The organism is Rhodoferax sp. EU05-FHT12H12, from assembly GCF_058791215.1.
In genome coordinates this window covers 1-24,355 of the sequence record NZ_JBYTDI010000006.1, presented here as the reverse complement: position 1 = coordinate 24,355, position 24,355 = coordinate 1, and the positions used below count along the sequence as shown (strand labels likewise).

The window sequence follows — 24,355 nt, the reverse complement described above, 5'->3', positions numbered from 1 at the left end:
CCACCGAAGCCGCCAACCGTCACGCGCCCCCCCGCCATGCCCATCCTCAAACCCAAGCTGGAAGTGCCGCTCTCCAGCCCCAACCTGCCCGTGCCCATCATGTTCCGCAGCGCGGTGGCACCGGCCGAGGGCATCTACCCGCTGCACCAGCACGCCTGGGGCGAGTTTGTGTATTCCTTCAGCGGGGTGATGGAGGTGAAGGTGGCCGACCACCACTACCTGGCGCCGCCCCAGTACGGCGTGTGGCTGCCGCCCAAACTCCAGCACGTGGGGCTGAACCGCTACGAGGCGCACCACTGCTCGCTGTATGTGGGCCCACAGCTGTGCCGTGCGATGCCCGCAACCCCTTGCGCCGTGACCGTGAGCCCCCTGGTGCGCGCCCTGCTGGAGCACCTGCGCCAGCAGCCGCCCGGCCAGGATGCAACGCTGCAGCACACACGGCTGCTGCAGGTGCTGCTGGACCAACTGGTGGCCGCGCCCCGCGCAGGCAGCTACCTGCCCACGTCGGAAGACCCGCTGCTGGGCACCGTGCTGCGCCTGCTGGAGGCCAACCCGGGCGACAACCGCTCGCTGCCCGAACTGGCCCATGCCGCCCACACCACCGAACGCACACTCACGCGACGCTGCCAGCGCGACCTGGGCATGTCACTGGCGGAATGGCGCCAGCGCCTGCGCGTGGTGCGTGCCATGCCGCTCCTGGAGGCAGGGCAGACAGTGGAGACGATTGCGCTGGACCTGGGTTATGGCAGCGCCTCGGCCTTCATCACCATGTTCAAGCGGCTGGTGGGCAGCACGCCCGATGAGTACCGCAAAGGGGCGCGCGCTCAGGCCACCTGAGCGGGCGCGCCGCCAAAGCGGCTGTCGGCCTGCTTGCGGAACTCCGAGGGCGTCATGCCCTTGAGCTCCAGAAAACGGCGGTTGAAGTTGGCCACGTTGTTGAAGCCGACGTCGTAACAAATGTTGGTCACATAGCGGTCCGAGCTCATCAGCAGCTGGCAGGCGCGGTTGATTCGCACGCGGTTCACAAAGTCGGTGTAGGTGTTGCCCGTGGCGCGGCGGAAGAAGCGCGAGAAGCGGCTTTCGCTCATGGCCAGTTCGGCTGCCACTTCGGCTGCGGTCTGCGAGTGCGAAGGGTTCTCGGTGATGCGGTTGACGATGGTGTTGATCTGGTCCAGCTCGGCGTCGTTTTCCACGCCGCGCATCTGCACGTTGGAGAGCAGACGGTAGTCGGTGCAGCGGGCCAGGTCGGTCATGAATTCACAAAACGCCGCCAGGCGCTTGAGACCGCGTGAGGTCTTGACCGCATGCCAGTGCGCCTCGGCCTGGGCCGACAGGCCAAAAAACTCGATGCCGTGGCGGGCCCGCTCCAGCAGAGGCAGCATCTCGGCCAGCTCGGGAATGCTCTGGCAAGCCTGCTCCAGCGGTTCGTGGCGGAACTGGATCACCAGATCACGCTTGTCCACGCCCTCTTCGGGCACATCGAGCGAAATCCAGTTGTGCGGCAAACGCGGGCCACACAGGATCAACTGGCCGGGCTCAAACGGCCCAATCCAGTCGCCCACAAACACCTTGCCCGAGGTGGCCGTGATGAGGTGCAGCTCGTACTCGTCATGGCAGTGCCAGCGCGCCAGCGGCGTGGGGTAGCCATGCCCCAGGCAGCGAATGAAGCCCACTTCATCCGTGGGCTCGTAACCCAGCGAGGGGTTGCGGTTGTAGTCCGCCTCCAGCTCGGGCGCACGGCGGCGACTGGCTGGGCTGCCCAGTGGTGCGGTAGATGGATGGGGTGCGGCCATGGCGACTTTCCTCAGAAAAACGTCAACACATCACATTACCAGCATTGGCCCATGCATTCAGCCCAGGTGGTTTTGCACAAACAGCTGCACCCGTGCATGGGCCACACGCAGGGCATCGACCAACTGCGGGCGCGAGGCCAGTGCGCCCCACAGCACCGGGTCGGCTGCAAACGCCGCCACCGGGTCGGCAGACTCGCAGATGGCGTGGGCGGCCGCGAGGTCCATGGCCTGGTCCTGGTAGGTATAGGCAATTTCGCCCCGGTGCCAGCGCTGCAGGTAAGCCAGAAACAGCGCGGGCAGCATGGCCACGCTGGCAATCGGCTCACCGCGTGCCAGGCGCTCGCGGATGGTGGGGGCGATGAAGCCGGGAATCTTGGAGTAACCGTCCATGGCCACGCGCTGGTTCGTATCCTGAATGGCGGGGTTGCCGAAGCGGTCCAGCACCACGTCGCGGTATTTGCGCAGGTCCAGCGGGCTGGGCTTCTCGGGCGTGTCCAGCACGGGGATGGTGTCGTCGGTCACGTAATCAAAAGCCATGCGGCGGATGGCGGCGTCGTGGGTGCCTTCGTGGATGTACTGGTAACCCACCAAGGTGCCGGCCCAGGCAATGCAGCTGTGGGTGGCGTTGAGCAGGCGAATCTTGGCCTCTTCGTACGCGTCCACCGAGTCCACCATCTCCACACCGACCTTTTCCCATTCGGGCCGGCCGGCGATGAAGTGGTCTTCGATCACCCACTGGATGAAGCTCTCGCCCATCAGGGCGGCACGGTCGTCCCAACCCGTGGCGGCTTTCACGCGCTCGGCCACGTCGGGCGTGGGGCGCGGGGTGATGCGGTCCACCATGGCGTTGGGGCTGCTGGTGTGGGCTTGGACCCAGGCCTTGAGTTCCGCATCGCCCAGGGCGTCGATGAACTGCAGCAGGCCCCCGCGCGCGCGGTCTCCGTTGTGGCGCAGGTTATCGCAGTTCATCAGCGTGACCGGGCCGGCACCGGCTTGCATGCGCGCACGCAGGATGCTGACCAGCCCGCCGTAAATGGTGCGCCCGGCCTGGCCCGCCTTCACCGCCTCCAGGTCGGCACGCAGATCGGCAAAGCTGGCCCAGTCGAGTTGGTGTTTGGCGTCCAGGTAGTAGCCGGCTTCGGTCACGGTGAACGAGATGATGCGCGTCGTGGGCTCGGCGCCTGCGGCGATCAGGGGTTTCAGATCGGGCTGGTAGGGAATGACGCGCTGGATGGACTCGATGCGTGTGTAGCTGCGCTCACCCTGGGGGGTGATGGTTTCCAGCGTGTAGGCGCCGCCCTGTGCCTGCAAGGCGGCCACGGTGTCGAGCATGTCGGGGCGCAGATTGCCCCCGGTGATGGACCAGCGGGTGTCTCCCGTCTGGCGCAGCTGGTGCACATACAAGGCCTGGTGCGCGCGGTGGAACGAGCCCAGTCCGAGGTGAAGAATCGTAGTCATGGTCAGTCGTGAGAAAAGAGAAAGGTCAGGGATCGCTCAAAGGTCGAACTGGGTGGGCATCATCACCACGTCGCGGATGGTCATGCCCCGCGGGCGGGTGAGCATGAACAGCACCACATCGGCCACTTCAGAGGCCTCCAGCAGGCTGCCCTTGGCTTTGGCCTCCTCCAGCTTTTCAGCAGGCCAGTCGGCCAGCAGCGAGGTGATGACGGGGCCCGGCGAGATGGAGCCCACGCGGATGCCGTGTTTGAACACCTGGCGGCGCACGGTCTGCACAAAGCAATTGATGGCCCACTTGGACGAGGCGTAGACCGGCTCCCAGGGCGTGGGAAAGTGCGCGGCCAGCGAGCTGGTGACGATGATGTCGCCCACGCCGCGCGCGATCATGTGGGGCAGCACGTTGTGCACGTTTTTCATCACCACATTCACGTTCAGGTTGAGCATGCGGTCGATGGCGTCGGGGTCGGCGTCCACCAGATCGCCCCCCACATAGAGGCCGGCGTTGGCATGGAACACATCAAGCTGGCCAGTCAGATCGAGCACCCGCTGCAGCAGCGTGGCGCATTGTTTGGCATCGAGCAGGTCCAGCACCAGTGGCAGCGCCTGCGGGCCCAGGTCGGCACAGGCCTTGGCCAACGCGGCCTCGTCGCGGTCGACCAGCACCACACGGGCACCCGCCTCCACCATGGCGCGCGCGCTGGCCAGGCCAATGCCGGAGGCGGCGCCGGTCACGGCGCCCACCTGGCCTTGCAGGGGAAGTGTCGGCGTGGGGCTCATGGTGCCACCACGACACGACCGTTGGCGTCAAACAGGTGGGCGGAATCACCGTCAATGTGCACCCCCACGGCAGAACCCACGTGCAGGTCGGTGCGGGTGTTCAGGCGCGCCACCAGCGGTGCCCCACTGTCGGTGCTGACATAAATCAGGGTCTCGGCGCCCAGCGCTTCGATCAGCTCCACCTTGGCCTGCACCTGGCCTTGGCCGGGTGCCACCAGGGCAATGCTTTCGGGCCGCAGGCCAATGGAGCCCAGGGCCGGCACGGCGACGCCCGCCACAGTGGTAATTTGGGGCAGCTTGGCGGCCTCCACCACGTTCATCTGCGGCGTGCCAATGAACTGCGCCACAAACTGGTTGGCCGGACGGTCGTACAGCTCCAGCGGTGTGCCCACTTGTTCGATGTTGCCGTCGCGCAGCACCACCACGCGGTCGGCCAGGGTCATGGCCTCCACCTGGTCGTGTGTCACATAAATGGTGGTGGCGCCCAGGTCGCGGTGCAGCTTGGCAATCTCGATGCGGGTCTGGCCGCGCAGCGCGGCGTCCAGGTTGGAGAGTGGCTCGTCAAACAAAAACACCTTGGGCGCGCGCACGATGGCGCGGCCAATGGCGACGCGCTGGCGCTGGCCGCCGGACAACTCTTTGGGCGTGCGTTCCAGGTAGCTGGTGAGGTTCAGGATCTTGGCGGCGCGGTCCACCTTGTCCTTGATGATGGCGGGGTCCACATTGGCGAGCTTGAGCGCAAAGCTCATATTCTCGAACACGCTCATGTGCGGGTAGAGCGCGTAGCTCTGGAACACCATGGCCAGGTCGCGCTTGCTCGAAGGCAGGTGGGTGATGTCGCGGCCGTCGAGCTGCAGGCTGCCGTTGTCGATGGCTTCCAGGCCGGCAATCAGGCGCAAGAGTGTGGACTTGCCGCAGCCCGAGGGCCCCACAAACACCACAAATTCGCCCTGCTTGATGGCCAGGTCAATGCCCTTGATGACGCGGTGTTCGCCGAACAGTTTTTCAACGCCGCTGAGTTGGAGGTAAGACATGAAGAAGGTCTCCGCTTAAATGGTTGTGTTACTTGACGGCGCCGAAGGTGAGGCCCTGAACGAGTTGTTTTTGGCTGAACCAGCCGAACACCACGATGGGGGCAATGGCCATGAAAGAGGCGGCCGACAACTTGGCCCAGAACAGGCCCTCGGGGCTGGAGTAGGAGGCGATCAGGGTGGCCAGCGTGCCGGCCTTGGCGGCGCTGAGGTTGAGCGACCAGAAGGCCTCGTTCCAGCTCAGCACCAAGGTCAGCAGGCCGGTGGACGCCAAGCCGCCCATGGTGAGCGGCAGCAGCACGTAGCGGAACTCTTGCCAGAGTCCGGCACCATCCATGCGCGAGGCTTCCAGAATTTCGGCCGGGATCTCCTTGAGGTAGGAGTACAGCATCCACACCATGATGGGCAGGTTGGACAGGGTGAACACAATCACCAGGCCGGTGCGGGTGTCCAGCAGGCCGCTGGTTTGCGCCATCACGTACACGGGCACCAGCGCGCCCACGGCGGGCATCATCTTGGTGGAGAGCATCCACATCAGGATGTCTTTGGTGTACTTGCCCTTGAAGAAGGCCATGGCATACGCCGCCGGGAAGGCCAAGGCCAGCCCCAGGAGCGTGGAGGCCACACTGGTGATCAGCGAGTTGGTGGCATAGAGCATGTAGTCGCTGCGTTCCTGCACGATCTCGAAGTTCTCCAGCGTGGGCGTGAAGAGCAGCAGCGGCGGCACCGAGATGGCTTGCAGTTCGGTTTTGAACGCCGTGAGCACCAGCCAGCCCAGCGGGAAAAACAGCAGAAAGGTGACGCCCCACGCGGTGAGCGTGCGCAACCAGAACAGCCAGGAGAAAGTTTTGCGTTGTGTCATGGGGATGTGCTCACTTGTCCAGGTTCTTGCCAACCATGCGGATCAAAAAGACCGCGGCAATATTGGCCAACACCACCGCAAACAGGGCACCGGCCGAGGCCACACCGGCGTCAAAGTTGAGCAGTGCCTGCTTGAAGATCAGGAAGGCGACGTTGGTGCTCGCGTCGCCCGGTCCGCCACCGGTGGTGGTGTAAATCTCGGCAAACACGCTGAGCAAGAAGATCATTTCGATCATCACGACGATGGCCACCGAGCGGGCCAGGTGCGGCAGGTAGAGGTAGCGCAGCTGCTGCAGGTAGTTGGCACCGTCCATGCGCGAGGCTTCGAGCTGCTCGCGGTTCATGCTTTGCAGCGAAGTAATGAAGATCAGCGTGGCAAACGGCAGCCACTGCCAGGACACGATGAGGATGACGCTGAACAGGGGAAAGTCGGTGAGCCAGTCCACCGGCGTGCCACCAAAGAAGATCCACACCTGCGCCAGCACGCCGTAGATGGGATTCATCATCATGTGCTTCCACAGCAGCGCATTGACCGTGGGCATGACGAAGAAGGGCGAGATCAGCAGGATGCGCACCAGACCACGGCCGGGAAAGGGCTCGTCGATCAGCAGCGCAATCAGCGTGCCAAACACCACGGTGATGAAGATCACGCTGCCCAGCAACAGCAGGGTGTTCATGACGGCCGTGCCAAAGGACGGATCGGTCATGAAGTACACGTAGTTCTCCAGCCCGATAAACCCCGACTGGTCCGGCTGCATCAGGTTGTAGCGGATGACCGAGAAATAAATGGTCATCACCAGGGGCACGATCATCCACAGGAACAGGGAGATGACGGCCGGTGCCATGAGGGCACGGGGTATGAAGCGGTTCATGGGGAGCCTCGCGGGCAAATTTGCGGAAAAGGGCGCGCAGGTTGCCCCGCGCGCCTAAAGTCGAGCTACCGGAGAGAGTTGCTTACTTGTAGTAGCCAGCCTTCTTCATTTCGCGGTCTGCCGCGACTTGGGAAGCCTTCAGGGCGTCGTCCACCGAGGTCTTGCCAGCCAGGGCAGCGCTCATTTGCTGACCCACGGTGGCGCCAATTGCCTGGAACTCGGGGATGGCAGCGAACTGCACGCCCACATACGGGCTCTTGGGCAAGGTGCTGTCGTTGGGGTTGGCAGAGTCGATCGCGGCTTTTTCAGCAGCGGCAAACTTGGCGGCCTTCTGGAACTCGGCGTTGGCGTAGGTGCTCTTGCGGGTACCGGTGGGCACGTGGGCCCAGCCATTGGTCTTGGCCACCAGCTCGATGTATTCCTTGGACGTTGCCCAGGTCACGAACTTGCTGGCTGCGTCCACCTTCTTGGAGCCCGATGGAATGGCCAGTGCCCATGCCCACAACCAGTTGGCACCCTTGGGGGTTACCGCGGTAGGAGCTTGCGCAAATGCCACCTTGTCAGCCACCTTGGACTGCTTGGGGTCGGTGATGAAGGACGCAGCGATGGTCGCGTCGATCCACATGCCGCACTTGCCTTCGTTGTACAGCGCCAGGATTTCGTTGAAACTGTTGGCGGAAGAGCCGGGAGGGCCGTAGTTCTTCAGCAGGTCCACGTAGAAGTTGATGGAGTCTTTCCAGGGCTTGCTTTCCAGCTGGGGTTTCCATTGCATGTCGAACCACTGGCCGCCGTTGGTGTTCACCAGCGTGGTCAGGAAGGCCATGTTGTCGCCCCAGCCCGGCTTGCCGCGCAGGCAGATGCCGTAGACGCCGTTCTTGGGATCGTGGATCTTGGCGGCCAGGGCCTTGATGTCGGTCCAGGTGGGCTTGTCTGCCACCTTGATGCCGGCCTTGTCAGCCAAGTCCTTGCGGTACATCAGCATGGAGGATTCGCCGTAGAAGGGCACCGCATACATCTTGCCGTCCACCGACAGGCCATTGCGCATGGCGGGCAGGATGTCGTCGGCGTCGTACTTGGCGTCCGTCTTCAGTTCCTGCAACCAGCCTTTTTTGCCCCAGATCGGGGTTTCGTACATGCCGATGGTCATCACGTCGAACTGGCCACCCTTGGTGGCGATGTCGGTGGTCACGCGCTGGCGCAGCACGCCCTCTTCCAGCGTCACCCACTTGAGCTTGATGTCGGGGTTGGCTTGTTCGAAGTTCTTGCTGAGCTTCTGCATTTCGATCATGTGGCCGTTGTTCACGGTGGCCACCACGAGTTCTGTCTGCGCAAAGGCGGCGCCAGCCACCAAACCAAAGGCCAAAGCGAGAGATGCTTTGAGTTTCATGAATCTGTCTCCTGTTGTTGAATGTCCGGGGTGTTCAGCCAATGCCAGCTTCGCATCGACAGGGCTGAATAGTAGAAGTCGCCCCCCTGCGGGGTTGATACTTTTGGCACGATTGCATGTATTTCCATGCGCCAACTAGCTAGGGTTTTCCCATATACACGCCAGAACGTATTGGTTTCGGGAAATTTTGGCGAAGCTAGGCTTTAGGGTTTTAGCCTGCGCTGTGGCCTGCAAACCCGCGCGCCCACCCCATCGCCCCAGGGCCCGGCACCAGCGAATTAAAGATGTTTTGGTAATTAAGAACTGAGAAAACAGTAGTTCCTGTTTTAACGACCCACTTCCAGAATCCATCCCATCGCACTGTTGCGTTGCTTTTTTGGAGTGTTGTCATGGCCCACCGCCGTCTTGTCTTGAACCTGGCCCTTGCCACCGGCCTGCTGGCCAGCGCCGCCAGCAGCTTTGCCCAAAAGTCTGTGGAATTGCTCAACGTGTCCTACGACCCGACCCGCGAGCTGTACGTGGAATTCAATGCCGCGTTTGCCAAACACTGGAAGGCCAAGACCGGCCAGGACGTGAGCATCAAACAAAGCCACGGCGGCTCGGGCAAACAGGCGCGTTCCATCATCGACGGCCTGGAAGCCGATGTGGCCACGCTGGCCCTGGCCGGTGACACCGATGCCGTGGCCAAGAACGGCGGCTGGATCGCCAAGGACTGGCAAAAACGCCTGCCCCACAACGCATCGCCCTACACCTCCACCATCGTGCTGGCCGTGCGCGAAGGCAACCCCAAGGGCATCAAGGACTGGGACGACCTGATTCGCCCCGACGTGAAAGTGATCACGCCCAACCCCAAGACCTCGGGCGGCGCCCGCTGGAACTACCTGGCGGCCTGGGAATTTGCCAAGCGCAAGTACGGCTCGGACGCCAAGGCCAAGGAATTTGTGGCCAAGCTGTTTGCCAACGTGCCCATCCTGGACACCGGCGCCCGTGGCTCCACCATCACCTTTGCCCAGCGCAACCAGGGCGATGTGCTGATTGCCTGGGAAAACGAGGCCTACCTGCTGGAAAAGGAATTTGGCGCCAAGTTTGACGTGGTCGCCCCCAGCCTTTCCATTCTGGCCGAGCCCGCTGTGGCCGTGGTCGACAAAAACGTGGACAAGAAGGGCACCCGTGCCGTCGCCACCGCCTACCTGGAGTACCTGTACACCGAAGAAGGCCAGGACATTGCCGGCAAGAACTTCTACCGCCCCGCCGTCTCGGCCAAGGCGCAGGCCAAGTACGCCAAGCAGTTTCCCAAGATCAACCTGTTCACCATCGACCAGGCCTTTGGCGGCTGGGACAAGGCGGACAAGGAACACTTTGCCGATGGCGGCAGTTTTGACCAGATCTACACCAAAAAGTAATCAAATTGGCCTCTAGCGCCCGTGGAATATGCGCGAACAGCTCCTATTTTCATAGCGCAGAGGCTGCAAGGAGTCTTCTATGTCGGTTCTTTTGATTGCAGGCAGCCCCTCGGAACGCTCGCGCACCGCCGCCCTGCTGGAGGCCGCCGGCCAACGGCTGGAGGCACGCGGTGTGCAGGTGGACCGGCTGCGGGTGCGGGACCTCTCGCCCCAGGCCCTGCTGCTGGCGGACTTTGGCCACCCCTCCATCAGCCAGGCCACGGGCCAGGTGGCACGGGCCGACGTGGTCATCGTCGCCACGCCGGTTTACAAGGCGGCCTACAGCGGCGTGCTCAAGGTGTTTCTGGACCTGCTGCCGCAGGACGGTTTCAAAAACAAGGTGGTACTGCCCCTGGCCACGGGTGGCAGCCCGCACCACATGCTGGCGCTGGACTACTCGCTGCGCCCGGTGCTGCAGGCGCTGGGGGCCAAACACATCCTGCCCGGCATCTACGCCACCGATGCACAAGTGACGGTGACCGAGAGCGGCAGCTACCAGGTCGGTCCGGACATCGGGCGCCGGCTGGACGATGCCGTACACACCCTGGTGACCGAAACCCTGCAGTCCGGCCTGGCCATTGCCGCGCGGTTCGCCCCCGTGGCGTTTTCGCAGGTGCGGTACAGCTCCTGATCGTTCACTCTCCCATTTATCTTTCTGGAAACCCCATGTCCATCCAAGCCATCAACGTCCGCAACCAGTTCAAAGGCAAAGTCCGCGAGATCATCCGCGGCGATGTCGTCTCCGAGATCGATGTCGAAACCCCCTGGGGCATCGTCACCTCGGTCATCACCACCCGCTCGGTGGACGACCTGCAGCTGCAGATCGGCTCCGACGTCGTGGCCCTGGTCAAGTCCACCGAGGTGTCCATCGCCAAGCTGTAACAGCTTCATGTCGACGGGCTGCCTTGAAAGGACGTCGCTTATCGTCACGCTCAACCCAAGCGTTCAACGCGTCGCGACACTTCCAGCAGCACCGCACTCATCAGCAGGGCAGCAGCAGCCCACAACACCGGGCGCGTGAAATCTGTCCCGCGATCGAGTACGGCGACCATCAGCGGTCCGGCAATCTGCCCCGAGCCATAGCACACCGTCAAGAGGCCGATGCGTCGAGAACTGGCCTGTGGGTCGGGTAGGCGCGCCAGCCATTGCGCGAGGCCGGCGATTCCCATGAAAGACCCACCCAGCAGTGCCGCTCCAACCAGCGCGGCAGGCACTCCGGGCAACAGTACGGGCAGTGCAACGCCCAGTGCTTGAAGCAAGGTACAGGCTATCAAGGCTGGGTAAATGCCGCTCCAAAGTGCCAGCCGAATCCAAAGGGCCGTGGCCGGCAAGGCGGCAATACCGACCACCAACCAGCCAGTCAAAGCCGCGGTGCTGGTACCGGAATTGCCACGCAACATAAGCGGCATGAACGTCATGTTGACGATATAGCCAAAACCGGCCAATCCGTAGGCAGCCGCCAACCAGCCCAATGGTGGAGATGCATCTGCCTGCTTTTGCAGAGCTGTTGTTTCATCGGCCGACAGCGCGCTACGGCCTGCGGGAACCAACCCTCCGGCTGCGCATACGGCGGCTGGCAGCGCAATGGTGCCAAGCCACCACCAACCCTCTGCTGCATGGCCATGCCCATTCAACATGGCTTGCGCCACGATAGCTGAAAGCGTGATGCCGCCACCAATTCCCATGTAATGGATGGCACTCCAGTTTGACGCACCTATCGCCATCAGACGGCGCAGCACGATGCCCGTCGCATAGACATAGACCACAGCACTGGCCATACCTGCTACAAAACGCACCGCACACCAGACGCCAAAGCCGAGGTCAAACCCCATGCAGAACGTGGTGAGTACGCTGGCTACAAGCCCTCCAATCAGTCGCGGAACCGGCTTTGCGTTGCGACTGAACGCCGTCCATAGCGCCCCAGCCAAGTAGCCCGCATAGTTGGCCCCCGCAAGCAGGGCGCCGCCCGCGTGAGTCAACAAGCCCTCTTCCAGCATCTGCGGCAAAAGCGCCGTGTAAGCAAAGCGCCCAATGCCCATGGACAGCATCAGTGCGAGCAACCCGGAGAAAGCAAAAATCGCCAGGGACAAACGACGTGTTGGAACTGCCCGCACGGAAGGTGTGGTTGCTAGGGAGGCAGATGCTTTCATACTGGATTCCTTGATCAAGGACGCAGCTTAAGAAGCTTTGAACAAAATGAAAAATGATTTAATACGATAAAAACAATCACTTTTAAAGATGAAGGTGCAGTCATGGATCTAGCAACTTTGCGCATCTTCCGGGCGGTTGCAGAAGACGGCAGCGTCACCCAAGCGGCCATTCGGCTCAACACGGTCCAGTCCAACGTAACGGCACGCATTCGCCAACTGGAAGACGAACTCGCCACTCCGCTCTTTGACCGCATCAACCGCCGACTGGTCATCACACCAGCTGGTCGATTGCTGGTGGACTACGCCGAGCGATTGCTCACGTTGGCCGAAGAGGCCCATGAAGCAGTGCGTGCACATGACAGTCCACAGGGCCTACTGCGTCTTGGTTCCATGGAGACGACAGCGGCCGTGCGCCTGCCGCCTGTGCTTGTGGCATTGCGCGCGCAGCATCCGAAGATCGAACTGCGCCTGACCACCGGGCCGACGGCACAACTCATTCAGGGTGTGCTGCAGCACCAGCTCGATGCAGCGTTGGTGACTGCGCCAGTAATACATCCGCAACTGGCCATGGAGACGATCTTGGAAGAAGAGCCTGCACTGTTTAGCGCGGCGGATTGGCCAACGCTAAAGAGTGCTGCTCAACTGGTAGGGCGTGGCCCGTTGGCCGTGTTCACATTTCGCGAGGGTTGCTCGTACCGTCAACGGCTGCTGGATTGGTTGCGCGGTGAGGGCGTTCAAATTGCACAGATCAACGAATACGGCTCTTTCGAGGCGATTATTGGTTGTGTTGCGGCAGGCATGGGCATCAGTCTGTTACCGCGGGCCGTACTGGAAATGCATCTTGCCGCAGGCACCGTGCGTACGCATCCAACACCTCGCGGGATTGGTAAAGCAAAAACACTACTAGTCTGGCACCGCGAACGCTCGCACCACATGGCACGCGAGGCCTTCAGTGTCCTGCTGCGCAACTCGCTAAGCTAGGCCGGTTTTCCACTACCGCGCCCGCCCAGCCTCGCTGCATGTCCAAGATCGGTTTTCTCATCATCGCCCTCACCGCGCTAGGGCTCATGGTGCTGTCGGTATGGCGCGACCGCAGGAGCGCCCGGTGGCGCAGCCTGGGCCTGTGCCACCAATGCGGTGCCCACCTGGGAGCAAACGCCAAGTCCGTACCCCTTCGCTTCAGAAACCCCGGAGCTGGCGTGGTGCGTATCTGCGGCGGCTGCGCCAAAGAGCGAACTATTCAGCGCTGGATGCTGGCCAGCTTCGCACTGGTGACGCTCATCGCGCTGACCGTCTGGTGGTTGCTGCAACGCAGCTGAGTGCGCAGTGTGGCGGTGCCTGCGTCGGCACCGGCCGGCCCGGCTACACCACCGACTGGGGGCGCTCGATCATGTGTTGGTAGACCATGCTCTGCAGCAGCATCTGGTCGTTAGGGTCCAGCGCTACGAATTGCAAGCCGAAGTGCGCCAGCGAGGTGCCACTTTGTTTGAGCGTCTCATCGTCAAAGACTGTGCGCACCACAGCGGCCACCGACAGTTCGGCCTCGATGTTGTGGAGCTTGAGCTTGAAACTGAGACGCAGGGTGTCTCCCGTGTCTGCCATGGTGCGCCGCCCGTCCAGCAAAGCGCCATTGGCGCTCAAATTGGAAATCACAGCCGTATGTTCGGTCGTGTCGCCCTGTTCGGCACAGACCTTCACAATAATTTTGGTTTTGACGCGGGAAGCCTTGCGGATCACGGTCCCCTGGATTTTCTTGGGGAAGGAGATGTGCAGGTAGCTGTAGGGCACCCTGCACACCCGCTGCACATCGCAGGCAAACCCAAACGCGTTCTGGCCCGAGAAGACCCGCATGATCAGCTGGTCGCCGGGCATCACTTGCATGGGCACACTGCCGCCCGTGGTGGGCGCAGTGATCAGCATGCTTTGGTCTTGCAGGTACCCAATCAGCTTGACCGGGCTGCGCTCCGCGGAGACGGTGGCGGGGGGCTGTACTTGCAGGCGGTCGCCCACCTTCAGGTTCATGGCCTCGAAAGGGAAGGTCTCCTGTGGCGTGCTGCCCGCGGCCTCTGCCGTAACCTGGCCCCCATCGCGGCTCTCAGACGGTGCGTCTGCCCCCCAATCGCGCGGCTCAACTTGCAAGCTATTCATCGTGTGTGGTGTGAAGTGGGTCTACCCAACCACTGTACGCGAGGAATAGCCCGGTGCTTACGCCGCCTTCTGCTTGCGCACCGTGAACTGGTTCACCGGCCGCTCCAGCCCCAGGTTCTCGCGCAGCGTGCTGCCTTCGTACTCGGTGCGGAACAGGCCGCGGCGCTGCAGCTCGGGGATCACCAACTCCACAAAGTCGTCCAGCGACTCGGGCAGCACGGGCGGCATGACGTTGAAGCCATCGGCCGCACCGTTCTCGAACCAGCACTGGATCTCGTCGGCAATCTTCTCGGGCGTGCCCACCACCACCCAGTGGCCGCGTGCGCCGGCCAGGTATTCGTAGAGCTGGCGCACGGTGAGCTTGTCGCGGCGTGCCAGTTCCAGCACCACGTGGGCGCGGCTGTTGCGGCCAATGGGGGCTTGGGGAATGTAGGGCGGCGGTGCGTCCAGGTCCCATTTCGATAGGTCTTCACCCGGCCAGAACGGCGCAATGGTGCTCAGGCCCACCGAGGGGTGGATGAGCTTTTGCAGCGCAGCCCACTTGGCATCGGCCTCTTCCTGCGTGCGGCCCACCACGGGCGAGATGCCGGGCAACACCAGCAGCTGCTCGGGGCGACGGCCGTATTTGGCCAGGCGGCCTTTCACATCGGCATAAAACGCCTGCGCCTCGGCCAGGCTGGTCCAGGCGGTGAAAATGGCCTCGGCCGTGGCGGCGGCCAGCTCCTTGCCGGGCTCGGACGAACCGGCCTGCACGATGACCGGGTAACCCTGGGGCGAGCGCTCGATGTTGAGCGGGCCTTTGACCTTGAGGTGTTTGCCCACGTGGTTGAGCGTGTGCAGCTTGGCGGGGTCGAAGTACACACCACTGACCGGGTCGCGGCTGAAGGCGTCGTCTTCAAAGCTGTCCCACAGGCCTTTCACCACGTCCACAAACTCGTGCGAGCGTTCGTAGCGGGTTTCGGGGTCGGGGTGTTTATCCAGACCGAAGTTGCCGTACACGTTCTCCGCGCTGGTGGTCACCACGTTCCAGGCCGCGCGGCCCTTGCTGATGTGGTCCAGCGAGGCAAACTTGCGCGCCAGCAAATACGGGTCTTCGTAAGTGGTGGAGGCGGTGGCGACAAAACCAATGTGCTTGGTGGCCGTGGCCAGCGCGGCCCACAGCGTGACCGGCTCGAAGTGCGACACCCGGCCCTGGCGGCTGAAGGCTTCGTCATCACCCTCGAACCACAGGCCGGGGCTGTCGGCCACAAACACCTGGTCGAACAGGCCGCGCTCGGCGGTTTTGGCGACCTCGATGTAGTGGTCGATATTGGTGCCGGAGTCAATTTGTGATCCGGGGTGGCGCCAAGCAGCGATGTGGTGGCCGGTGGCCATGATGAAAGCGCCCAGGCGCAGTTTGCGTTGAGACATGAGGGTTCCTTGTAACGAATGAAAAGAAGCAATGAAGGTCAGGGGTTGCCCGCGCCAGGCTTCCAGGCGGTAAGACGGCGCTCGGCCACTTGCAGCAGCGCGTTGAAGACCACACCAATCAGCGTGATGGCGATGATTCCGAAGTACATGTCGGCAATTAGAAAGCTGTACTGCGCGTAGATGATCAGGTAGCCCAGGCCCGACTTGGCGCCCACCATCTCGGCTGCCACCAACACCAAAATGGAGGTGGCGCTGGCCAGGCGGATACCCACAAAAATGGTGGGCACCGAGGCCGGCAAGATGACCTTGAGGAACAGCTGCCGCGCGCTCGCCCCCATGGTGCGGGCCGACTTGATGAGCAGCGGGTCCACCTGCTTGACGGCGGCAATGGTGTTGAGCAGCAGCGGCCAGGAGCAGGCATAGACCACCATGGCCACCTTGGACACCTCACCAATACCCAGCAACAAGATGAACACCGGCAACAAGGCCAGGGCCGCCGTGTTGCGCAGCAGCTCGATCAGCGGATTCAGGAAATGGCCCAGGCTGCGGTACCAGCCAATCGCCAGGCCCAGCGGCACGGCATACACCACGGCAATGGCAAACCCACCTGCAGCACGCCCCACACTGGCGGAGGTGTGCTGCCAGAGCTGGCCGTTCAAGGCCAGCGCCCAGCCTGCGGCCAGCACCTCGCTCAGCGGAGGAAAGAAGGCCGGATCGGTCAACTCCAGCCGCGGGGCCAGCTCCCACCACGCGGCCAGCGCAATGATCAAGGCAGAGCGCCACCCCAGGTTCAGCACCTGGCGCAGCACGCGCAACCAGGGGGCGGGTGGGGCCGGTAGCAGCGGGGCGCTGCCCGCGGTCAACAAAACATCAGACATGGAAACTCTCCTTGCGGGCGGGTAGGGTTGCAATACGGGCACGGCGCTGCTGGCGCGCAGCGGCCACCTCGTCGTGCAATAGCGACCAGATTTGGTGGCGCAGCTCACCAAACAGGGGCAGCGAGCGCACGTCCGGTGTGTCGGCGCGCAGCGTGTCGGGGATGTCCACAATCTCTTTGATACGCCCCGGGCGCGAGGTCATCACCGCCACGCGCTGGCCCAGCACCACGGCTTCGTCAATGCCGTGGGTGATGAACACAATCGTCTTGCCGGTGCGGTGCCAGATGTCCACCAGCTCCTCTTGCAAGGTCTCGCGGGTTTGCGCATCCAGCGCGGCAAAGGGTTCGTCCATCAGCAGCACCTCGGGCTCGTAGGCCAGGCTGCGCGCAATGGCCACGCGCTGCTTCATGCCGCCCGACATTTCGTGCGGGTAGTGGCGGGCAAAGGCACTCAGGCCCACCAGGTCCAGATAAGCCGCCGCCTTGGCACGGCGCTCGCTGCGGCCCAGGCCCGCGATCTCCAGGCCAAAGGCCACGTTGTCCAAAGCCGTGAGCCACGGAAACAGCGCGTACTGCTGGAACACCACGCCACGGTCTCGCGCCGGGCCGGTGATGGGTTTGCCATCGATCAGCACACGGCCGCTGGTGGGCAGGGTCAGCCCGGCCAGCAGGTCCAGCAGCGTGGACTTGCCGCAACCGCTGGGCCCCACCAGTACCAGGAACTCGCCCGCGCGCACGTCCAGGCTCACGTTGTCCAGTGCCACAAACCGCTGGGCCGCCCCGCCCTCTTCGGCGCGCACCGTGAACTCCTTGTGCACCTGCTCAAACCGGATCTTGGCGGCGCTCATTTGGCAGCCACCTTGGCGCCGTTGGCGTAGGGGTTGAAGGCGTTGGTGTACAGGTCGGCCGGCTTGATTTGGCCGGGCTTGACGATCTGCTCTTTCACCAACCAGTCGATCCAGACCTGCAGGTCCTTGTCCAGCACCACGCCGCCCACCGAGGGCACGCCGGTGCTCTTCCAGTACTGGATGGCGTCGGCACTCTCGGCACGGCCGCGTGCCTTGATGATTCCCTCAAACGTGCTGCGCACCTGCGCAGGTGGTGTGACACGCGCCCATTCAATGGCACGGGCAATCGCACTCACCAGATGTTTGGAGGCCTTGGGGTTTTGTTCGATGAACTTGGTACGCAACACGTACGAGCCGGCGGTGAAGTTGCCAAACAGGTCGCGGTCGGTGAACAGCGGGCGGATGCCGCCACGCTCCAGCGCCTTGTCGCGCAGGATGCCACCCAGCGTGGTGACCTCCACCTGGTTCTGGCGCAGGGCCTGCTCCCCGGTGACCGGTGGGGTGATGACAAAGGTGACCTGCTTGGCCTCTTCGTCCGTCACCTTGTTGCGCTCCAGGTACTCGCGCACGATGAAGTCGTGGTGCGCGCCCAGCGTGTTCATGGCCACCTTTTTTCCCAGCAGGTCACGCGCGGTTTTGATGGGGCTGTCGGCCTTGACGTAGTAGCCACTCCAGGTGTTGTCGTCCACACCGTAATAGCCAATCACTGCTTTCACGGGCGCGCGCTTGGCAATCAGCTTGACCAGCGCGCCGTTGAAGGCGCCACCAATGTCAATGTCGTTGGTCACTACGGCCTGCACATCCTGCGGGCCGCTGATGGTGTTGCCCACCCACTTGGGCTTGAGGGGGGCCAGGTAACCCAGGTGGTCGGCCAGCTCGATCCACACCACGGTGCCCACGCTGCCCTGGTAGCGGATCTCCGAGACCTCCAGGTTCTCCTGGGCCCGTGCATTGGCCGTGAGGCTGAGTGCCACGGCGGTAGCGGTCAAAAGTTTGAAAAATGGTCGCATGCAAAGTCCTTGTCGGTTGGTGATGGGAATGCAGCGTAAAGACGGCGCCCCCAAACAACAACGAAGAAAAACACGCTTGCATATGCGGACTTGCGCAGCGCATATCGACATGCGAATTGGGCGCTTCGCAAGGGCACACAGGCTTCCTACGATGGCAGCGCCTTCTCGCTTTTTGTGTCTTTCAACGCTGTCTCACCAAGGAGTTTTTATGTCTGCTGTGCTTAACCATCCCCATACCGAAACTGCTACCACCATCGAAGTGCGGCCCCTGGCTGGCCGCATTGGCGCCGTCATCCACGGCGTGCGCCTGTCGGGCCAGCTGGCCCCCGCCACCTTTGCCGCCATTCACCAGGCGCTGCTCAAACACAAGGTCATCTTTTTCCACGGCCAGCAGCACCTGGACGATGCCGCGCAGCAGGCCTTTGCCAGCCTGTGGGGCGATGTGGTGGCCCACCCCACCGTGCCCTCACGCAACGGCACGCAGATCCTGGAGCTGGACTCGAACCACGGCGGGCGCGCCAACTCCTGGCACACCGACGTGACCTTTGATGCGGACTACCCCAAGGTCTCGGTGCTGCGCGGGGTCACCATTCCCGAATCCGGCGGCGACACGGTCTGGGCCAACACCGCCACCGCCTACGACGAGCTGCCCGAGGAACTGAAGGCCCTGGCCGACAAATTGTGGGCGGTGCACAGCAATGACTACGACTACGCCGCCACCCGCGTGGACCCCGATGACGCCGGTGCCAAGCACTACCGCGAGGTGTTCCGCGCGCGCCTGATCGAAGCGCAACACCCGCTGGTGCGCGTGCACCCCGAGACGGGCGAGCGCACGCTCATTGCGGGCCACTTCATCAAGCGCCTGGTGGGCTACAACACGCACGACTCGGACCGCCTGTTCGAAGTCTTCCAGCACCACATCACGCGACTGGAGAACACCGTGCGCTGGCAATGGACCACGGGCGACGTGGCGATCTGGGACAACCGCGCCACCCAACACTACGCCATCAACGACTATGGCCACCAGCACCGCGTGGTGCGCCGCGTGACCGTGCGCGGCGAGGTGCCGGTGTCGGTGGATGGCCGGCGCAGCTTTACGGTGGGCAGCAGCACACAGCCTGCGCAGACCGCCTGATGCGCGGGTTTCTGCAGCGCAACGCTTTCCTGCTGCGCTTTGCGCTGCTGTCCCTGTTCATGGGCATCAGCGTGGGCCTGGCCAAGTTCACCACCACGCTGTATGCGCTGGAGCTGGGTGCCCAGGGCTGGCTGCTGGCCGCCATGGCCGGTGCCCAGTCGGTGGGCATTGTGTTCACCAGCCTGCCGGTGGGCTTTTGGGTGGAGCGGTTTGGCCCGGCGCGCCTGTTTGTGGCGGGCAGTTGGGCCATGGGTGTGTTGTATGTGCTGATTCCGGCCGTGCCACACGCGCTCTACCTGTTGGTGCTCACAGCGCTCATCAGCTTCTTGATGCCGCTGCGCTTTGTCTCGCTCAACACCGTGTTCATGCTGGCGCTGGAGCGCCTGGGCCAAGGGCGTGCGGGCTGGCAGCGTGGGGCGCATATGTCGGGCATGTTTTTGCTGGGGCCGGTGTTGGCCGCGGCGGCCATTCCGGCGCTGGGGCACGCGGGCAGCTACTGGCTCATTGGCGCCATGTTTTTTGCCACCGCCCTCTTGGCGGCCCCGGTGCTGAACCACCATCCGCAAGCAAGCACTGGCAACGCAGCGCGGGTGCCCATGCTGCAGTCGGTGCGCGCCCTGTGGCAGCTGCCCGAGGTGCGGGCGCTGGCCGCGCAGGAGTGTGCGGTGCAGGCCGCGCATATGTATTACGCCTTCTACATCGTCGTCATCGCGGTGCAACAGCTGGGGCTGCCAGCGCTGGGTGCGGGCAGCCTGGTGGCCGTGCAAGGGGCCAGCTTTATTGCCGCACTGTTGCTGCTGGGCCCCGCAGTCAGCCGATTCGGGCCGCGGGCCACGGTGCTGGGCGGGGGCGCACTGGCGGTGCTGGCCCTGCTGCTGTTGGCGCTGGCGCAGCACATGGCCTGGCTGTGGGTGGGCGGCGCGCTGCTGGGTGTGGGCCTGGGGCTGCTGCAGATCCACACCCTCACGCAGTTTGCCCAGGTGGGTGCGCGCTTGGGGCGCGGCCGGGTGTCGGGCCTGAGTGCGCTGGCCGGGCCCAGCGGCGGCCTGGTGGGTGGGCTGCTGGGCGGCACCTTGGGCGCGGTGGTGGGGCTGCAGACCGTGTTCTTGCTGTTGGTGCCGGTGTTTGCGGGCGTGGCCTGGGTTGCCTACCGGCAGCCCGTGCGGGCTCAGATGATTTCGGCGTAAGGAACCAATTTCTTGTTCTTTTGAGTTTTGGCCTCATCACTTTAGAGTCGGGCTTTCCCCATGAGGGGCTAGTGCATTTTTATACAAAAATAGGCCCTAGCCCCCGTGGAATATGCGCAAGCAGCTTCTGTTTTTATAGCAAAGCCAACACCCTAGGAGAGGCACCATGTCCGAGAACTGGAAATTCGAAACCCAATCTGTCCACGCTGGCTACAGCCCCGACCCCACCACCAAGGCGGTGGCCGTGCCCATTTACCAAACGGCGGCTTACGCGTTTGACAGTGCCCAGCATGGCGCTGATTTGTTTGACCTGAAGGTGCCGGGCAACATCTACACGCGCATCATGAACCCCACGCAAGACGTGCTGGAAAAGCGCGTGGCGGCCCTGGAGGGTGGCATTGCAGCGCTGGCCCTGGCGTCTGGCCAAGCGGCAGTAACGTATGCCATCCAGACCATTGCCGAAGCCGGTGACAACATCATCAGCAGCACCGCGCTGTATGGCGGCACCTACAACCTGTTGGCCCACACGCTGCCGCAGTTCGGCATCACCACCCGGTTTGCCGACCACAACAACCCCGACAGCTTTGCGCCGCTGATTGACGCGCGCACCAAGGCCATCTTTGTCGAATCGCTGGGCAATCCGCAGGGTAATGTGACCGACATCCGCCGCATTGCCGACATTGCGCATGCGCACGGTGTTCCGCTCATCGTGGACAACACCGTGGCCAGCCCCTACCTGCTGCGCCCCATCGAACACGGTGCGGACATCGTGGTGCATTCGCTCACCAAATACTTGGGCGGCCACGGCACCACCATTGGTGGCGCCATTGTGGACAGCGGCAAGTTCCCATGGGCCGAGCACAAAGCCAAGTTCAAACGCCTGAACGAGCCCGACCCCAGCTACCACGGCGTGGTCTACACCGAAGCCCTGGGCGCAGCCGCCTACATTGGCCGCGCCCGCGTGGTGCCACTGCGCAACACCGGTGCGGCCATCTCGCCGTTCAACGCGTTCCTGATTCTGCAAGGCATTGAGACGCTGGCGCTGCGCATGGAGCGCATCACCGATAACGCGCTCAAGGTGGCGCAGCACCTGCAGGCCCACGCCAAGGTGGCGTGGGTGAACTTTGCCGCCCTGCCCGGCCACCCGGACCACGCACTGGCGCAAAAGTACCTGGGCGGCAAGGCATCGGGCCTGTTGACCTTTGGCGTGAAGGCCCCTGAAGGCCAGGGCCGTGAAGCCGGTGCGCGCTTTCTGGACGCCCTGCAGCTCTTCACCCGCCTGGTGAACATTGGCGATGCCAAATCGCTGGCCACGCACCCTGCCTCCACCACGCACCGCCAACTGTCGCCCGAAGAACTGGCCAAGGCCGGTGTGCCGGTGGATGCGGTGCGCCTGTCGGTCGGCATTGAACACATTGACGACCTGCTGGCCGACCTGGACCAAGCGCTGGCAGCGGTGTAAGACGGCATGAACTTCCAGCAACTCAGATCGGTGCGCGAAGCCGTGCGCTGCGGCTACAACCTGACCGAAGTCGCCAACATGCTGCACACCTCGCAACCCGGCGTAAGCCGGCAGATCCGCGAGCTGGAAGAAGAGCTGGGCGTAGAGATCTTTGGCCGCGCAGGCAAGCGCCTCACCGGACTCACGCCACCGGGCAAAGACCTGCTGCCTATCGTGGAGCGCCTGCTGCTGGACGCCGAGAACCTCAAACGTGCGGGGCAGGATTACAGCGCGCAGCTGGAGGGGCAACTGTCGGTGGCGGCCACCCACTCGCAAGCGCGCTACGCGCTGCCGCATGTGGTGAAGGATTTTCGGGACCAGTTTCCCAAGGTCACGCTACACCTGCACCAGGGCTCGCCCAAGCAGGTGGCGGCCATGCTGCTCTCGGGCGAGGCCGACATTGGCGTAGCCACCGAGGCACTGGCCGACTACCCACAACTCGTCACCCTGCCCTGCTACCGCTGGACGCACAGCATCGTGGTGCCACCGGGGCACCCGCTGCTGGCGCAGGACGGGCCGGTGACGCTGGCGCAGCTGGCGCGCTACCCCATCATCACCTACGAGCTGGGCTACACCGGCCGCGCCCACATCGACAACGCCTTCGCCACCGTCGGCCTGCGGCCCGAGGTGGTGCTGACGGCGATGGACGCCGACGTCATCAAGACCTATGTGGAACTCGGTATGGGCGTGGGCATCGTCGCATCGGTGGCGGTGGACGAAGAACGCGACGCCCACCTGCGCATCCTCGATGCAGGCCACCTGTTCCAAGTGAACGTGACCCGGTTGGGGCTGCGCCGTGGGGCTTGGCTGCGGGGGTATGCCTATGGGTTTATTGAAACCTTTGTGCCGACCTTGTCGCGGGGGGTGGTGGCGAAAGCGTTGGCCAACGAGGTGCCGCTGGAAGTGTGAGAGAGTTTGACTGCTTGGCACCACTGGATGTCTTCGCTCAGTTCAGCCGCTTCTCACCCGACGCGAATGACACCTTTTGGATATGGCCGTTTGCCACTTCATAGATGCAAAGCATTTCCAGAGTCCCGACACCTTCAGGGAAATTCTGGGTAATCAATTCGAGGTCTACGACAACGTTGCCCATGACCGTCCGGGACAGCAGGCGCGCGTGCAAGTCGGGCTCTGCGAACCTTGCAAGAAACCTCGACAGAAAAACTTTCACAAAAACTGGTCGCGTTGAACTTTAAACGTCCTAGCGCTTGGGTTCCCGCGTGATATGTGACCCCATGAATTGACGATCGGCAAAGGCATTAGTAATGCATTTCGGTTTCTATCAATATTCACCCGATTGGGGGATGTTCACTTCAGGATCGGGCCTTCACAATACTGCGATGTTTTAGTCAAACAAGGAAAGCAGTCAGTGTTTACAACCATTTCCATTCAGAGGCTTAGCACCGGCACCATTTACAAGCTTTGGTTGATCGGCTTGACAGTTTCAATGACTCCTCTTGGACTCTTGCTCGGCATTTTTGCAATGCTGGGATTCAAAACAGTCACATGGAATGGGCAACCCTTATACGGAGTTGCTGGCCTTCTTGCAGGCCCACTTTTGGGCGTCCTTCTCGCATTCTTTTTTACTGCTTTCTTAGGCTCTGCCTCTGCAATTGGTCTATGGGTGTATTCAAAGTTTCGCCCATTGGACATTCAGGCCCGGAACATTACCTAGCCGTTCACTCACATCGATTTGCTCTGGCAATCAACACTGGCGGATTTGCCTTGACGTGAAGTTGTCAATTTCGACCTGATAGCTTCATAAGTCTGAATCAGACTGAAAGCGGACCGCCTAAGCCGGCTCCACATTGAGGAAAAGTAAGTGTTACTCGCGTAAGAAGTATTCACGGAACTTCCAGCGGGAGACAAGCACCCAAAGCCGCCCACTATCGCAGTGGAATTCATTCTCTTGGACCACGCCAAGAGTTGTGCTACGTAGTACAGCGGTCGATTCCGTAGCCGATACAACATCGATTGGCACGAAGACGACATCATCTCTCCCTTGGTCGGGATCAAGATAGCCACCCCAAAATGACTTGCTAAACACGATAACAAGCCTGCCAAAGAATTGGCGCTCGAAGAGCTCCTTAGCCAGCGGGGATACTTCGGGATGCTGACGCATATCGGCAAGGGTTAGCTCCTCATTTGAGCGCCAACGACCGAGAAAACATTCCGGGAGCGAGGCGGCAAGGGCAAGCCCTTGCGACCCGAGAATGACAACAAAGATAAGTGATCGAAAGGTCATGAGCTAAGAGTGATCGAAGCAGAAAAACCAGCGGAATATTCTGGCCGCAGCTCTAATTTGGAGGCTGGCATTCCCTACATCTCAGCAATTTTCATGTCGCTTTGGGAGCTTGCCAATCCCCCATTTGGGTGATTCTTTGAACGTCCGCTTCCGCCGGCGGATTCAACCGGTCGATGCAACACATTCGCTGAACATCTCAGCGGGTGTTTGGAAGCCGAGCGTT

General features: G+C 62.5%; 25 protein-coding genes. 10 read left to right on the top strand and 15 right to left on the bottom strand.

The features are described from left to right. Positions 1–36 precede the first annotated feature (36 nt). A complete protein-coding gene (locus tag AC3WS7_RS16010) occupies positions 37–837 on the top strand; it encodes an AraC family ligand binding domain-containing protein (RefSeq protein WP_492657060.1) in 801 nt (266 codons plus the stop codon). On the opposite strand, the gene AC3WS7_RS16005 is transcribed toward AC3WS7_RS16010, so the two are convergent. The 7 genes from AC3WS7_RS16005 to AC3WS7_RS15975 form a co-directional block, all read right to left on the bottom strand. Beyond that, positions 825–1,793: an AraC family transcriptional regulator gene (locus AC3WS7_RS16005; RefSeq protein ID WP_296469255.1), complete on the bottom strand. Its 969-nt coding sequence runs from the start codon at positions 1,791–1,793 to the stop codon at positions 825–827. The two genes, AC3WS7_RS16010 and AC3WS7_RS16005, sit on opposite strands and share 13 nt — an antisense overlap. Before the next feature lie 57 nt (positions 1,794–1,850). Next, a complete protein-coding gene (dalD, locus tag AC3WS7_RS16000) occupies positions 1,851–3,251 on the bottom strand; it encodes a D-arabinitol 4-dehydrogenase (RefSeq protein WP_492657059.1) in 1,401 nt (466 codons plus the stop codon). 36 nt (positions 3,252–3,287) lie between these two features. After that, the gene (locus AC3WS7_RS15995; RefSeq protein WP_492657058.1) at positions 3,288–4,028 is read right to left on the bottom strand and encodes an SDR family oxidoreductase; all 741 of its coding nucleotides are present in this window, start codon (positions 4,026–4,028) and stop codon (positions 3,288–3,290) included. Further along, a complete protein-coding gene (locus AC3WS7_RS15990; protein WP_296469249.1) occupies positions 4,025–5,062 on the bottom strand; it encodes an ABC transporter ATP-binding protein in 1,038 nt (345 codons plus the stop codon). Before AC3WS7_RS15990 ends, AC3WS7_RS15995 begins: the two co-directional genes overlap by 4 nt. 28 nt (positions 5,063–5,090) lie before the next feature. Then, a complete protein-coding gene (locus AC3WS7_RS15985; protein ID WP_296469248.1) occupies positions 5,091–5,921 on the bottom strand; it encodes a carbohydrate ABC transporter permease in 831 nt (276 codons plus the stop codon). Positions 5,922–5,931: 10 nt separating this feature from the next. Beyond that, a complete protein-coding gene (locus AC3WS7_RS15980) occupies positions 5,932–6,792 on the bottom strand; it encodes a carbohydrate ABC transporter permease (RefSeq protein ID WP_492657057.1) in 861 nt (286 codons plus the stop codon). Positions 6,793–6,874: 82 nt separating this feature from the next. Beyond that, positions 6,875–8,179 carry an ABC transporter substrate-binding protein gene (locus tag AC3WS7_RS15975; RefSeq protein ID WP_296469245.1) on the bottom strand — a complete coding sequence of 435 codons (1,305 nt, stop codon included), beginning with the start codon at positions 8,177–8,179 and terminating at the stop codon, positions 6,875–6,877. Positions 8,180–8,568: 389 nt separating this feature from the next. On the opposite strand from AC3WS7_RS15975, the gene AC3WS7_RS15970 reads away from it, so the two are divergent. From AC3WS7_RS15970 to AC3WS7_RS15960, 3 genes are all read left to right on the top strand, one after another. Beyond that, the gene (locus tag AC3WS7_RS15970) at positions 8,569–9,582 is read left to right on the top strand and encodes a sulfate ABC transporter substrate-binding protein (protein WP_296469243.1); all 1,014 of its coding nucleotides are present in this window, start codon (positions 8,569–8,571) and stop codon (positions 9,580–9,582) included. A gap of 79 nt (positions 9,583–9,661) precedes the next feature. Then, on the top strand, positions 9,662–10,252 hold the full coding sequence (gene ssuE / locus AC3WS7_RS15965; RefSeq protein ID WP_296469241.1) for an NADPH-dependent FMN reductase: 591 nt from the start codon (positions 9,662–9,664) through the stop codon (positions 10,250–10,252). A 35-nt stretch (positions 10,253–10,287) separates the two neighbouring features. After that, positions 10,288–10,503, top strand: coding sequence for a TOBE domain-containing protein (locus tag AC3WS7_RS15960; protein WP_105261872.1), 216 nt, complete (start codon positions 10,288–10,290; stop codon positions 10,501–10,503). A 50-nt stretch (positions 10,504–10,553) separates the two neighbouring features. Here AC3WS7_RS15960 and AC3WS7_RS15955 read toward each other — a convergent pair whose 3' ends face one another. Next, complete coding sequence (locus AC3WS7_RS15955) at positions 10,554–11,789, bottom strand: YbfB/YjiJ family MFS transporter (RefSeq protein ID WP_492657056.1); 1,236 nt, start codon at positions 11,787–11,789, stop codon at positions 10,554–10,556. A gap of 84 nt (positions 11,790–11,873) precedes the next feature. On the opposite strand from AC3WS7_RS15955, the gene AC3WS7_RS15950 reads away from it, so the two are divergent. Further along, complete coding sequence (locus tag AC3WS7_RS15950) at positions 11,874–12,752, top strand: LysR family transcriptional regulator (protein WP_492657055.1); 879 nt, start codon at positions 11,874–11,876, stop codon at positions 12,750–12,752. 38 nt (positions 12,753–12,790) lie between these two features. Beyond that, on the top strand, positions 12,791–13,090 hold the full coding sequence (locus tag AC3WS7_RS15945; RefSeq protein ID WP_492657054.1) for a hypothetical protein: 300 nt from the start codon (positions 12,791–12,793) through the stop codon (positions 13,088–13,090). A gap of 43 nt (positions 13,091–13,133) precedes the next feature. Here the strand turns inward: AC3WS7_RS15945 and AC3WS7_RS15940 are convergent, their stop codons facing one another. The 5 genes from AC3WS7_RS15940 to AC3WS7_RS15920 are packed head-to-tail and all read right to left on the bottom strand — an operon-like array spanning position 13,134 to position 18,064. Continuing rightward, positions 13,134–13,919: a flagellar brake protein gene (locus AC3WS7_RS15940; protein WP_296469237.1), complete on the bottom strand. Its 786-nt coding sequence runs from the start codon at positions 13,917–13,919 to the stop codon at positions 13,134–13,136. A 57-nt stretch (positions 13,920–13,976) separates the two neighbouring features. Further along, positions 13,977–15,329 (bottom strand): LLM class flavin-dependent oxidoreductase, encoded by a 1,353-nt coding sequence (locus AC3WS7_RS15935; RefSeq protein WP_492657053.1) that lies wholly within the window; start codon positions 15,327–15,329, stop codon positions 13,977–13,979. Positions 15,330–15,367: 38 nt separating this feature from the next. Next, positions 15,368–16,207, bottom strand: coding sequence for an ABC transporter permease (locus AC3WS7_RS15930; protein WP_492657052.1), 840 nt, complete (start codon positions 16,205–16,207; stop codon positions 15,368–15,370). After that, complete coding sequence (locus AC3WS7_RS15925) at positions 16,200–17,054, bottom strand: ABC transporter ATP-binding protein (RefSeq protein ID WP_296469230.1); 855 nt, start codon at positions 17,052–17,054, stop codon at positions 16,200–16,202. Before AC3WS7_RS15925 ends, AC3WS7_RS15930 begins: the two co-directional genes overlap by 8 nt. Continuing rightward, entirely contained in the window at positions 17,051–18,064 is a 1,014-nt protein-coding gene (locus AC3WS7_RS15920) for an ABC transporter substrate-binding protein (RefSeq protein WP_296469228.1), read from the bottom strand. Before AC3WS7_RS15920 ends, AC3WS7_RS15925 begins: the two co-directional genes overlap by 4 nt. A 208-nt stretch (positions 18,065–18,272) precedes the next feature. On the opposite strand from AC3WS7_RS15920, the gene AC3WS7_RS15915 reads away from it, so the two are divergent. The 4 genes from AC3WS7_RS15915 to AC3WS7_RS15900 all read left to right on the top strand — a co-directional run bounded on the left by AC3WS7_RS15915 (position 18,273) and on the right by AC3WS7_RS15900 (position 22,796). Then, positions 18,273–19,199, top strand: a complete 927-nt coding sequence (locus AC3WS7_RS15915) for a TauD/TfdA dioxygenase family protein (protein ID WP_492657051.1) — start codon at positions 18,273–18,275, stop codon at positions 19,197–19,199. Next, positions 19,199–20,386: an MFS transporter gene (locus AC3WS7_RS15910; RefSeq protein ID WP_492657050.1), complete on the top strand. Its 1,188-nt coding sequence runs from the start codon at positions 19,199–19,201 to the stop codon at positions 20,384–20,386. Before AC3WS7_RS15915 ends, AC3WS7_RS15910 begins: the two co-directional genes overlap by 1 nt. A 166-nt stretch (positions 20,387–20,552) precedes the next feature. Next, complete coding sequence (locus AC3WS7_RS15905) at positions 20,553–21,848, top strand: O-acetylhomoserine aminocarboxypropyltransferase/cysteine synthase family protein (RefSeq protein WP_492657049.1); 1,296 nt, start codon at positions 20,553–20,555, stop codon at positions 21,846–21,848. Between the two features lie 6 nt (positions 21,849–21,854). Further along, positions 21,855–22,796 (top strand): CysB family HTH-type transcriptional regulator, encoded by a 942-nt coding sequence (locus tag AC3WS7_RS15900; protein ID WP_492657048.1) that lies wholly within the window; start codon positions 21,855–21,857, stop codon positions 22,794–22,796. 37 nt (positions 22,797–22,833) lie between these two features. Here AC3WS7_RS15900 and AC3WS7_RS15895 read toward each other — a convergent pair whose 3' ends face one another. Further along, on the bottom strand, positions 22,834–23,058 hold the full coding sequence (locus tag AC3WS7_RS15895) for a hypothetical protein (RefSeq protein ID WP_492657047.1): 225 nt from the start codon (positions 23,056–23,058) through the stop codon (positions 22,834–22,836). A 654-nt stretch (positions 23,059–23,712) separates the two neighbouring features. Next, on the bottom strand, positions 23,713–24,132 hold the full coding sequence (locus AC3WS7_RS15890) for a hypothetical protein (protein WP_492657046.1): 420 nt from the start codon (positions 24,130–24,132) through the stop codon (positions 23,713–23,715). Between the last annotated feature and the right edge of the window lie 223 nt (positions 24,133–24,355).